Annotated in this window: 9 protein-coding genes; 2 read left to right on the top strand and 7 right to left on the bottom strand. The window is 70.3% G+C overall.

Annotation, left to right across the window (positions count from 1 at the left end):
• Positions 1-221 precede the first annotated feature (221 nt).
• Both OG738_RS31270 and OG738_RS31265 read right to left on the bottom strand, forming a co-directional pair.
• On the bottom strand, positions 222-1,499 hold the full coding sequence (locus tag OG738_RS31270; protein ID WP_329046313.1) for a cytochrome P450: 1,278 nt from the start codon (positions 1,497-1,499) through the stop codon (positions 222-224).
• A 53-nt stretch (positions 1,500-1,552) separates the two neighbouring features.
• A complete protein-coding gene (locus tag OG738_RS31265) occupies positions 1,553-3,214 on the bottom strand; it encodes a peptide-N4-asparagine amidase (protein ID WP_329046310.1) in 1,662 nt (553 codons plus the stop codon).
• 132 nt (positions 3,215-3,346) lie between these two features.
• Between OG738_RS31265 and OG738_RS31260 the strand changes: the two genes are divergently transcribed.
• A complete protein-coding gene (locus OG738_RS31260; protein ID WP_329046309.1) occupies positions 3,347-4,342 on the top strand; it encodes a LacI family DNA-binding transcriptional regulator in 996 nt (331 codons plus the stop codon).
• A gap of 11 nt (positions 4,343-4,353) precedes the next feature.
• Here OG738_RS31260 and OG738_RS31255 read toward each other — a convergent pair whose 3' ends face one another.
• The gene (locus OG738_RS31255) at positions 4,354-4,824 is read right to left on the bottom strand and encodes a hypothetical protein (RefSeq protein ID WP_329046307.1); all 471 of its coding nucleotides are present in this window, start codon (positions 4,822-4,824) and stop codon (positions 4,354-4,356) included.
• Between the two features lie 11 nt (positions 4,825-4,835).
• A complete protein-coding gene (locus OG738_RS31250; protein WP_329046305.1) occupies positions 4,836-5,111 on the bottom strand; it encodes a hypothetical protein in 276 nt (91 codons plus the stop codon).
• 197 nt (positions 5,112-5,308) lie between these two features.
• Here OG738_RS31250 and OG738_RS31245 point away from each other — a divergent pair, with 197 nt between their 5' ends.
• On the top strand, positions 5,309-6,514 hold the full coding sequence (locus tag OG738_RS31245; protein WP_329046304.1) for an MFS transporter: 1,206 nt from the start codon (positions 5,309-5,311) through the stop codon (positions 6,512-6,514).
• 90 nt (positions 6,515-6,604) lie between these two features.
• Here the strand turns inward: OG738_RS31245 and OG738_RS31240 are convergent, their stop codons facing one another.
• From OG738_RS31240 to OG738_RS31230, 3 genes are read right to left on the bottom strand one after another with little or no spacing between them, the layout of a single operon-like run.
• A complete protein-coding gene (locus tag OG738_RS31240; RefSeq protein WP_329046303.1) occupies positions 6,605-7,495 on the bottom strand; it encodes an ROK family protein in 891 nt (296 codons plus the stop codon).
• On the bottom strand, positions 7,492-10,359 hold the full coding sequence (locus OG738_RS31235; RefSeq protein ID WP_329046302.1) for a glycoside hydrolase family 2 protein: 2,868 nt from the start codon (positions 10,357-10,359) through the stop codon (positions 7,492-7,494). Before OG738_RS31235 ends, OG738_RS31240 begins: the two co-directional genes overlap by 4 nt.
• Positions 10,356-11,795 (bottom strand): APC family permease, encoded by a 1,440-nt coding sequence (locus OG738_RS31230; RefSeq protein WP_329046301.1) that lies wholly within the window; start codon positions 11,793-11,795, stop codon positions 10,356-10,358. The genes OG738_RS31235 and OG738_RS31230 overlap by 4 nt, the downstream gene beginning before the upstream one ends.
• Positions 11,796-11,805 lie beyond the last annotated feature (10 nt).

Here is an 11,805-nt window from a genome sequence, read left to right as displayed (position 1 = left end):
GGATGTGGCCGCACTGGCGAGTCTCGGGCCCAATCACGCCAGTTCCGGCTTCAATCACGCTAGTTCCGGTTTCGATCACGGCAGTTCCGGTCTCGATCACGCCGATCCCGGCCCCCCGTCACTCGAGTTTCGGCATCGATCACGCGAATCCCGCTCTGCGGTCGAGCGCGTGAGCGAACCGGATCTTCGAGTCCGCAAAGGACCCTCCGGAACCGCGTGACTCAGTCCACCAGCACCGGCAGCTCGTCCAGACCGTACACAATGGACACGTTGCGGAACGACAGCTCGTCCGCCGGCACCGCGAGCCGCAGGTTCGGGAACCTCCGGACCAGCGCCGGGTACGCCGTGCGCAGCTCCATGCGGGCCAGCTCCGCGCCGATGCAGCGGTGGATTCCGTAGCTGAACGCCAGGTGCGACGTCGGCTCGCGGGTGGCGTCGAACTTCTCCATGTCCGGGCCCAGCTTCGGGTCGCGGTCCGCGGCCGAGAGGGACACCAGCACGATGTCGCCCTCGGTGATCTTCGCGCCGCCGATCTCCATGTCCTCCTTGGCGAACCGCGGGAACGCCATCTGCACCACCGTCAGGTAGCGCAGCAGTTCCTCGACGAACCGGTGCACGGACTCGTCGTCGCCGCGGACCGCTTCGAACGCCTTTTCGTCGCGCAGCAGCACCAGCGCGCCGAGCGCGAGCATGCTGGCCGTCGTCTCCAGGCCGCCCGTGAGCACGCCGTCGGCGAGGCCGGCCAGCTCGCGGTCGTCGATCTCGTCGCCGTGTTCCTTGATCAGCATGCCCAGCAGGCCGTCGCCGGGCTCCTCGCGCTGCTTCTTGACGATGTCGAGCAGGTACGTCAGCGACTCCGACATCGCGCCGAGCGACGCGCCCGCGCCGCCGAAGAGGTCGAAGCGCGCGGTGCCCAGCCGCTGGAAGTCTGCGCGGTCCTCGTAGGACACGCCCAGCAGCTCGCAGATGGTCAGCGACGGGATCGGCAGCGCGAACGCCTGCCACAGGTCGACCGGGCCGTCGGCCTTGGCCATCGCGTCGAGCTGCTCGGTGACGATCTCGTCGATGCGCGGGGTGAGCCGGTTGAGCCGGCGCATGGTGAATTCCGGGGTGAGCAGCTTGCGCAGCCGGGTGTGCACCGGCGGGTCGGCGAAACCGAGCCCGCCCGGGTTCTGGTCGGCGGTCACGCCGGCGTTGCCCACCAGGTTGGCGAAGTCGGTGGAGAACTCCGTCACCTTGCCGAGCACGGCCTTCGCCTCGTCGTAACCCGTGACCAGCCAGGCGTTCATCCCGAACGGCAGGTCGAGCTTGCTGATCGGCGCCTCGGCCCGGATCGCGCTGATCTCCGCGACCGGGTCGAGGCCGTCCCGCTTGAGCGGCAGCAGCGCCGAGTCGGGCAGGATCGCGGACATCTTCTCGAGGTCGAAGCCCTTTTTCGACTGCCGCGCGAGATACCGTCGCCCGACCCAGCCCAGGACCCGTGAGCGGAGACTCCCCATGGACCCGACAGTACCGCACTAGCCCGATCGGGTGAGGAGCCGCGAGACGGGTCTCACCTCCGCGGCGGGAGCTCCCGGTTCTCGGTGATCAGCCCGTGCTCGCTCGCGACGTAGTGGAAGTACGGCCGGCCGAGGTCGTCGGAACCGGCGAACGAGCTGCGCGAACGTCCGTCCGCCTCCGTGTTGACCCCGTTCGTGCGAGCCAGCACGCCGGACGAGCTCAGCCACTCGCTCGACGCGCGGACCGGCCGCCACCCCCGGCCGTCGCCGGTGAGGTCGCCGAGGGTCTGCGTCATCTCGGCCGAGCCGGAGATCCGCAGGTTCTGGTCGTCGGTGATGTCCGCGGTGGCGTCGGTGGTCAGCGGGTAGGACCAGGTGTGCCGCGCGGCCGAGCGCACCCGGCCGTCCACAGTGGACGTCGATGTCTGCTGTCCCGAGTCGCCCTGCACGACGTGCTGGGTGAAGCCGCCGCCGGTGACGTCGTCGCTGTTGCGGTAGTCGCGGGTGCGCTCGACGCGGGTGTAGACGCGGCCGGCGGAGGTGTCGACGTAGCCCGCGGTGACGTCGTCGCGCTTGGCCGTCACCGTCACGTTGACGCCGTCCTCGATGTCCTTCACCGCTGTCTGCCGCACCGGCGCGGCGGCGACGTCGTGCTGGGTCAGGGCACCGGACGTCTGCGCGGCTTTTTTGTCGGTGTAGAGCAGTAGGGTCGGCACGACGGTGAATTCGCCGCCGATGTCCGGGAAGGAGAAGGAAAGGTCATGCGCAGCGCCGTCCACGAGCCGGCCCGCGAACGGCGTGATGTCGTAGGTTTCGGCGTGCAGGCTGAAGGTGTCGATCGCGACGATCGGCCGCCACAGCTGCGGCACGATCCCGCCGGAGTAGATGTGCGGGAAGGTGAACGCGCTGCCCGCGGGCGTCCCGTCGAGCGCGAAGTTCGCTTCGCGGTAAGGGCCCTTGCCGCAGAGCCCGGCCGCCGGGTACTTCGCCGACACCGCGTCCGGGACGTCGTCGAACCACTGCTCGTCGCAGGCGTGCCCTTCGAGCGTCACCTCGAGGTAGGCGCGCGTGATGTTGCGCGGCAGGTCTTTCGCGGAGAAGTGCACGGTCGGCGCCGGGGGGGTCGCGTCGCTGTGGCCGAACCCGGTGACGTGGTCGGGCGTTTCGGGCGCGGGGTGCTTCCGGTCGGCCTGGTAATAGGTGAGCGTCACGGTCTGGGCGTACACGCCGGTGTAGACGGGCGAGTTGTAGTTCTCGATCCCGCCGCGGTAAGGCTGCGGCGTGCGCAGCAGCGCACTGTAGGGCGTGAGGTCCTTGTCGAAGTGGTAGGTGATCGGGCGATTGCCCTCGCCGCTGGGCTCCTCGGTCGTGCCCCACCAGACCTCGGCGCCGCCGATCGCGAGGTCGCCGATCCGGTCGTACTGCCGTCCGCTGACGGTGACGGTCTGGTCCATGACGACCTTCGCCCACGGGCCGGGGCACGCCTTCGGCGGCGCGAGCGTGCCCTCGTAGAACTGCGGCGTGCCGTCGGCGGCGTTGGAGCGGAAGGCGTCGGCGAGGGTGACGCTGCAGTGCGGCGTGCCGGGCCGGGTGACCGCGGGCGCGGCCGTCACCGGGTCGTCGGTGTCGTGTTCGAGGACGGGGCCGGCCGAGGCGACCGCCCCGGAGAGCACCCACGTCAGCACCAGCGACAGGACGATCGTGAAGATCCGCACCCGGACTCCTCCCAGTGGCAGCCACACCGACGCGAAGCCTAGTGCCGCGATCATCCGACGAAGGGCGGGAAATCGGCTCCTGAAACGTTTCAGACCGTGATAGGCTCACGCCCTTCTCAGCGAGGGGGTGCGGTGGTCGGCATCAAGGACGTCGCCAAGCGGGCCGGCGTCTCGATCGGCACGGTGTCCAATGTGGTCAACCGGCCGCACGTGGTCGCCACGGCCACCCGGAACCGGGTGCTGTCAGTGATCGAGGAGCTCGGCTACGTCCGCGACGAGTCGGCGCGGCAACTGCGCGCCGGCCGCAGCCGGATCATGGGGCTGCTCGTGCTCGACCTCGGCAACCCGTTCTTCGTCGACGTCGCCCGCGGCGCCGAGCAGGCCGCGCACGCCGAGGGCCTCAACATCATCACCTGCAACAGCGGCCAGCGGTCCGACCTCGAGGCGTCCTACCTCGCGATGTTCGCCGAGCAGCGGGTCCGCGGCGTCCTGCTGAGCCCGGTGGCGACGTCCGGCGAGGCGCTGCGCGCGTTCCGCCGCAGCGGCACGCCGTACGTGTTCGTCGACCGCAAGGCGCCGACGACGGAGGCGAGCTCGGTCGCGGTGGACGACATCGCGGGCGGCGCGCTCGCGGGCCGCCACCTGCTGGAGACCGGCCACCGGCGCATCGCGTTCGTCAACGGCCCGGCGATCCTCGCCCAGTGCCGCGACCGCGAGCAGGGCCTCCGCACGGCGCTTTCCGGCTCGACGGCGGAGCTGACGATCCTGGAGGCGATCGGCCTCGACGTCTCTTCGGGGCGCGACGCGGGTGCCCGCCTGCTGGGCACGAGCCCCCGCCCGACGGCGGTGTTCTGCGCGAACGACCTGCTGGCGCTGGGCGTCCTGCAGGCGATGGTCGGCGCGGGCGTGCGCATCCCGGAGGAGATGGCGATCGTCGGCTACGACGACATCGAGTTCGCGGGAGCGGCGGCGGTCCCGCTGACGTCGGTCCGCCAGCCCGCCCAGCGCCTCGGCCGCACGGCGGCGGAGCTCCTCCTGACGGAAACGGCGGACACGACGGCGGAGCACCAGGCGGTGGTGTTCACCCCGGAGCTGGTGGTCCGCGAGTCGACCCGTGTGCGTCGCTGATCAGTCCTCGTTCACCCGGCCCGTCGCGGATAGAGCGGCGGCTCCCGCGTGCCGACGTCGTCGGTGATCTGCGAGCGCAGCTCGCTCGCGCACTTCTGCAGCCTCGTGAATTGCACGTTCGGGAGCGGCGCGCTTTCGTCGGCGGATTCGGCGGAGAACTTCAGCAGGTCCATGAACGCGAAGTATTTCCGGCGCGCCGCCGCCGACAGGTACATCCCGCCCAGCTGGTAATACCAGAAGGTGAGCCGCGTGAGCAGTTCGGTCGCCCCGCTGCCGGTCATCACCTCCGGCCGGTAGCGGGAGAACGACTGCGTCCATGACCACAGTTGCGCGTAGGCGCCGAGCCGGTTGGTTCGCAGACCGCGGTCGTACTCGACGTGCAGGTCGCGGCGGACCTTCCACGCGGTGACGAAGTACGTCAACAGGCCCGTCATCAGCGCGGTGGCCACCGCCCCGGCTATCCCGATCAGCAGAGAAGTCACCCTCGCCCTCCCTAACTGAGATCGAGGAGCTTGTCCTCGACGTCGCCCGCCTGGCCGGGCGGCAGGCGCGTGGCGTAGAGCTCCGCCCGCGACTGGGCTCGCCGCTGCGCGCTGTGGGCCGAAACCCCGAAAACGGCACCGGGAATCGCGCCGACGACGATTCCGACGATCGGGCCTGCCGCGCTCCAGACGGCGTCGAAGTGCGCCAAATCGGCGCTGGCGCGCCAGAACATCACTCCGATGAGGCCGAGGAAGCCGAGTACGACGAACGCGGTCGGCCAGTTCACTCGCTGCATGGACACCTCCACACCATCCTGTGTGTGGGAGGGAGTCGACGGCAATGCCGGAGATGCTACGGCAGCAATCAAATCGTTGTGCGATCGCGGACGCGCTGATTCTCTTCGCCTCGCTCGCGCGTTCGCCCGGTAATCCGGTTGGAATTCACGCGCCGCTTCGGCAGACTGCCGATCATGGGGCTGCGCGCGTGACGAACAGGTGGGTGCGGCTGCAGGCCGTCGCGGTGTCGGGTTCCTCCGCCGAAGGGCTGATGCTCGCCGCGCTCCCGCTGCTCGCCGTGTCCATCACCACCGATCCGCGGGAGATCTCGCTGATCGGCATCGCCGGGCAGGCGCCGTGGCTGCTGCTGTCGCTCTTCGCCGGCGTGCTGATCGACCGGGCGCGGCGGACCACCGTGCTGGCCTGGGCCTACGCCGTGCAGGTCGCAGCCGCGCTCGTGCTCGCCGCCGTCGCGTCGGCCGGACTGCTCAGCCTGCCCGTGCTGCTCGTCGTCGCCTTCGTCGTCACTTCCGCGCAGGTGCTCGGGGACGGCGCCAGCGGTGCGCTCGTGCCCGAGATCGTCGCTGCGGACCGGCTGGCCCACGCCAACGCGCGGCTGCAGGTGATCGACCGGGGGGCCGTGCAGTTCGTCGTGCCGCCGCTGACCGGGTTCCTCATCGCCGTCAGCGCCGGGGCGTCTGCGTGGCTGGCCGCCGGCTGCGCGCTCACTGCGCTGCTGCTGGCGCGGCGCATCCCGTCCGAGTCGAGGACGATCGCGCGGACGCACCCGCTGCGTGACCTCTCCGCCGGGCTGCGGCACCTGGTGAAGACGCCGCTGCTGCGTTCGATCACGCTCAACGTCGCGCTCGGCTCGTTCGCCGCGAGTGCCGGGAACTCCATGCTCGTGCTCTACGCGACGCAGGTCCTGCACGTCGGCTCGGTCGGCTACGGGCTGCTGCTCGCCTGCCTCGCCTTCGGCTGGGTGGCGTCGTCGTTCGTGGTGCAGAAGGTGGTGGACCGGCTCGGGTACTCGTGGTCGATGCGGATCGGGCAGAGCTTCGGCGTGGTGGCGCAGCTGCTGATCGCCGTCCTGCCGCCGTGGCCGCCGCTGATCGGGCTGGTGCTGATCTCCCTGACGGCGACGGTGCTGCTGTGGAACGTCTGCTCGCAGTCCAGCCGCCAGCGCTTCACGCCGGCGCCGCTGCTCGGCCGGGTCCTCACCAGCCACCGGGCCCTGGCCTGGGGCCTGAGGCCGCTGGGCGCGCTGACCGGCGGCCTGGTCGCGGCGCACTGGGGCCTGCGCGCGGTGTGGGTGCTGGGCGCGGCGATCCAGGCGGTCAGCGCGGTGCTGGTGTGGTTCACGCTCTCCCCCGCCGCCTTCCGCCGCACCGAGCTGGCGACGGCCGCGGCATGAGAAAGCCGGAGGGCGACCCGCGCCCTCCGGCCTCCCGAACTGACACCGGGTGGCGCGCCGGGTCGGGGCACCGGCGCGCCGCCCGGACGCCTACCCGCCCAGGGCCAGCGCCACCGCGCCCAGCAGCGCCGCGTCCTGGTCGAACCTCGCCGAGACCAGCTCCGGCGGGAACGGCACGGCGTGGGCCAGCCGGTCCGCCAGCGCCGGTAGCAGCACGTCCGCCGACCGGACCAGGCCGCCGCCGACCGCGATGCGCTGGGGGTCCAGGGCGATCGCCAGGTTGGCCACGTGCATCGACAGCTCGTCGAGCGCCGCCGTCACCAGTTCCTTGGCCTCGACGTTCTCCTTGGCCAGCGCGAACAGCTCGCCCGCGGTGACCGGGCGGCCGAGCAGGCTGCTCGCCCGGCCGCCCAGCCCACGCCCACCGACGGCTTCCTCGAGCGGCGCCGCTCCGCTTGCGAAGCCCTCGGTGTCCTGCGGCGAGAGCAGGTTGTACCCGATCTCGCCCGCAGCTCCGTTGGCGCCGGTCAGCAACCGGCCGCCGACCAGCACCGCCGCCGCGATGCCGGTGCCCAGCGAGAGGAACACCGCCGGGTCGGCCCCGGCCAGTGCCCCCCACCGCCACTCCGCCAGTGCCGCCGCCTTCGCGTCGGTCCCCACCGAGATCGGCGCGGCCGGGAACTCGGCCGCCACCAGCTCGGCCAGGTGCAGTTCCTCCCAGCCCGGGACGTTCGGCGCGAGCAGGATCTCCTCCGGCAGCACGATCCCCGGGCTGACGACACCGACGGCGGCGGGCACCGCGCCCGACTCGGCCAGGAGCGCACGAGCCCCGGCGAGTGCCCGCACCACCACCTGCTCGGCCCCCGCCTGCGCGTCGGTGTCCAGCCGGCGCGTGGCCAGCAGATTCCCGTCGCGGTCGGCGAGCCCCAGCGCCACTTTCGTGCCGCCGAAGTCGATCCCGAGAATCCGGTCCCCGCTCACTCCCTGAACCCCTCGATCTGCGGCGCGACGGCCGCGTCCCCGTGGTGGCCGTACCCACCGGCCGCCGGCACCACGATCCGGCCGGTGTTGAACCCGTCGACGCTGATCACCGGCACCGCGCCCCGCAGGTCGGACGCCTTGTAGGTGGCGGTCAGCGTCTGCGACTGGCCCGGCCACAGCGTGATGTCGTTGTCGTCCCAGGTCGCGTTCGCGAGCTGGTTGTCACCGCCCGCCTCGCGCCCGTCCGCGGTCCCCCGCCGGACGTCGGCCCGGAGGAAGAACGCCGCGCCCGGGGTCTTCGACGTGTTGGTCACGGTCACCGTGGAGACGAGGTCGCCGCCGTTCGATCGCGTCGACGCGACCGCGCTGACCTGCGACTTCGGCAGGTTCTGCAGGGCCTGCAGGTTGCTGTACTGCGACAGCGTCGCCTGCGGGTTGCCCAGCGTCTTGCCCCAGTCGACGACGTCCTTCTGCGTCGAAAGCCAGTAGACGTTCCGGTCGACGACCTTCCCGCCCTGCTTCACCTGCAGCTCGACGAAGTAGACCTGCGCGGGCGCCGGCGCCTTCGTCTCGGCCGGCACCTTCGGCTTCAGGACCCCGGTGCGCACGCCCTGCGAACCCAGCGAGATGCCGGAAGCCGTCTGGTCGTCCAGCACCTTGCCCGCGGTGTCGAGCACGCGGGCCTGCACCGAAAGCCCGGACTGCGGGCCCGCGCCGAGGTTGTCCATGGTCACGGAACCGTTGTCGTAGCCGTAGATCGCGTGCAGCGGCTTGTTCGCCTTCTTGGCGCCGAAGAACGCGCCCGGCTGGTCGCCGTCGTCGTTGTAGAGCGACCACAGCAGCGTCGGCCAGCCCTTGTTGAGCTGCCAGTAGACGACGCCGGTCGACGGGTTGTCCTTGTCCGTCGAGTGGTGCAGGAACGCCTCGAACTGCGAACGGGTGTTCTCGTAGTTCGCGATGTTCGCCAGGTCCACATAGGACTTCAGCGAGTTCCACTTGCCGTACCGCTGGGTGATCGACTGGTCCAGCGTGTACAGCGTGCCGAACGCGTAGCCGCCGTGGTCGGGCTCGAAGTTCGCGTGGTATTGGTTGTACGCCGGGTCCTGCCACAGCTTCGCCTGTTCGGTGGGCGAGAGGAACCGCTTGATCGAGTCGAGCGTGGGCACGGTGTGCCCGGCGCTCTGCTCGCTCGCGAAGCCCCAGGAACCGCCCGCGTTGGTCCGGCTGTCGTCGGACGCGTCGAAGTGCGAGGTGTCGTACCAGTACGACGGCGGGACCCAGTCGTACGGGCCTTCCTTCTCCCCCGAGTTGCCCAGCGTCGGCGTGCTCTTGTACTCCGCCGAAGCGATCACCGGAACCTGGAAGTCCTCCTGCTTGAAGGCGGTGAGGACGGCGTTCTCCTGGTTCGGGAACGGCTCGTTGTCGCTCCAGCCGTAGTTGAAGACGCTGGGGTGGTTGCGCTCGCGTTGCGCGATGCTCACCGACGAGTCGTGGATGATCCGCAGGTCCCGCTCGCCCAGCTGCTCGGCGGTGTCCGGCTGCCAGGCGTCACAGCAGATGAACCCGCCGATGACCAGCAGGCCGGCGCGGTCGGCCTGGTCGTAGAAGTCCTGCGGCATGTCGTGGCCTTCGAGGCGGACGCCGGAGAGGCCCATGTTCTTGATCAGCGCGATCTGGTGCGCGGTGTCGGCGGAGTCGTAGCGCAGGAACAGGTCCGGCGCGAAGCCGCCGCCGCGGAACACGAAGTCCTTGCCGTTGATCGTGAACTGGCGCGCGCCGTCGGGCAGCGGCGCGGACTTCCCGACCAGCCGCGAGGTGACCGCGCGGATGCCGAAGGTGCTCTTCGACGACGTCGAGAGCACGCCGTCCTGCGAGACCGCGGTGCTCAGCGTGTACAGCGGCTGGTCACCCATCGAGTACGGCCACCACACCCGCGGCTGCTGGATCTTCACCGGTGCGAACGTCACGGTCTGCTTGGTGTTCGCCGGGATCGTCACCCGCTGGTGGACGACGACCGGCGCGCCCGAGGGCGGGGTGACCGTCGCGGCGACGTCACCGGTCTGCGGGGTCGCCGCGTTGTTGGTGACGTCGAGCTTCACGGTCAGCTTCGAGCTGGACAGGTCGGGGGCGTTGTCCTGCACGACGTGCGCGTTGTCGCCGGTGAGCGCGTCGCCGACCTGCAGCGTCGGCGCGAACTGGATGCCGGTGTCGTTGTCGGGCGGGATCTGGCTCCAGTCGACCTGGTCGAGCGTGTACATCTTCAGCGGGTTGTTCGGGTACACCTTGATCGCCAGGGTGTTCTTGCCCGGCTTGACCAGCTGCGAGACGTCGAACGTGTGCCCGGCGAACGCGCCGCTCACGATGTCCTTGGTGGCGACGAGCTTGCCGTTCACCCAGACGTCGCCCTCGCCGACGATGCCCGGGATGGTCAGCTTGGCGTGCTGGCCCGCCTTGATGTCCGGGGTGAAGTCGGTGCGGTACCACCACGGGTCGGAGAACGGCAAGGTGGCGACGGGGCCGACCTTGTCGACGTACCCGAAGCACTTGCGCATGTTGTCGGAGTAGAAGACGTCCGGGCACTTGCCGTTCTGCACCAGGGCGTTGATCTCGGTGCCGGGCGCGCCCGCGTCGTCCGGCTTCACGGGCAGCCAGCCGCGGGTGGCGTACCCGGGCGTGGAGACCTGGTCACCGCCGTCCTTGACGTCCGCGGTGGTGCGGACCTGCCAGCCCTGCAGGCCGATCGTGCTGAGGCCGTGCGGCTTCGCCACCTCGGCCTGGGCGTCCTGCGCGGCGGCGGGTCCCGCCACGCTGAGCACGCCGGGCACGAGCAGCAGCGCGGCGAGGGCGGCGAGCTTCTTCGTCATGCCGGTGCCCCTTCGGTGTCGGTGGCGGCGAACGCCTCTTTGATCTCCTTGGGCCCGAAGGGCCACGTGTTCTCGGCCTTGGCGTAGGCCAGGTACGCGAGCGCGCCCACGGCGATCCAGCCCAGCGACAGCCCGATCGAGAGCCAGTCGGCCGAGATGTAGATGTAGACCCAGCCGACCAGCGCGATGATGGTCGGCACCGGGTAGAGCCACTGCCGGTACGGCCGCCGGAGTCCCGGCTGCCGACGGCGCAGCACCACGATCGCGGCGACCTGGGCCAGCGACTGGATGATGACCAGCGTCGCGACCGCCGCGTTGATCACCGTGGTCAGGGTGAACAGCGAGCCGAGGATCGTGATGACGCCCATGGTGAGCACGCCCGCGGTGGGCAGGTGCAGCTTCGGGTGCAGCTTTCCGAACACGGGCAGGAACACCTTGTCGCGCGCGGCTTCGAACGGCACGCGCGAGCCGCCGAGCAGCCCGGCGAAGACCGACCCGATGGCGGCGATCACGATCAGCACGGTGATCGACTTGGCCGCGCCGCTGCCCCACACCTGTTCGAGCACCGACGATGCGACCGACTTCGCGTCCTTGAGCTGCGCCAGCGGGATCGAGCCGAGCACGCCGACCTGAAGCAGGAAGTACAGGCCCATGATGCCGATGATGGAAAAGATGATCGACCGCGGGAGCGTCCGGCCCGGGTTCCGCACCTCACCGCCGAGGTAGGCGGAGGTGTTGTAGCCGAGGTAGTCGTAGATGGCGATGATCAGGCCGGCGCCGAGGCCGCCCCAGAACGTGCCGTCGCCGGCGGAGCTGAACGCCCCCGGCGTGAAGGCGAACGCCTGCGTGGCGCTGAAGTGCGAGAACGCCGCGACGATCGTCGCGAGCACCGCGGCCAGCATGACGACGAACAGCACGGTGGTGAGCTTCGAGATCTGGCCGATCTTGCGGAACAGCGCCACGATGATCAGGAGCGTGATGCCGACGCCGATGATCTTGCCCAGTGGCGTGGTACCCGCGTCGTCGGTGACGCCCGGGATGAGGTAGCCGAGGTACTGGACGAGGCCGATGATGCCGGTCGACATGATCAGCGGGATGAACAGCACCGCGCTCCAGACGAACAGGAACGGCATCAGCCGCCCGGTGCGGTACTGGAACGCTTCGCGCAGGTACAGGTAGGTGCCGCCGGCGCCCGGCATCGCGGCGCCGAGCTCGGCCCAGATGAGCCCGTCGGCCAGCGCGACGATCGCCCCGATGATCCAGCCGAACATCGCCTGCGGGCCGCCCATGGTGGCGACCATGGCCGGAATCGTGACGAACGGGCCGATACCGCACATCTGGGTCATGTTGATCGCGGTGGCCTGCAGTGGGCCGATCTTGCGCTCGAGGGCGGGCTGTGCGGTCCCCGGCTCCCCCGAACGAGTGGGTGAACTCACGACGTGCCTC

The sequence above is a fragment of the Amycolatopsis sp. NBC_01488 genome (genome assembly GCF_036227105.1).
In the GTDB taxonomy this organism is placed as follows: domain Bacteria; phylum Actinomycetota; class Actinomycetes; order Mycobacteriales; family Pseudonocardiaceae; genus Amycolatopsis.
The sequence above is the reverse complement of the archived record's forward strand: the minus strand, read 5'-3'. Positions and strand labels throughout refer to the sequence as shown.

Excerpts from the sequence above, each read along its gene's own strand:
- OG738_RS31270 (WP_329046313.1), bottom strand. The coding sequence starts at position 1,499 with ATGGGGAGTCTCCGCTCACGGGTCCTGGGCTGGGTCGGGCGACGGTAT.
- OG738_RS31235 (WP_329046302.1), bottom strand. The coding sequence starts at position 10,359 with ATGACGAAGAAGCTCGCCGCCCTCGCCGCGCTGCTGCTCGTGCCCGGC.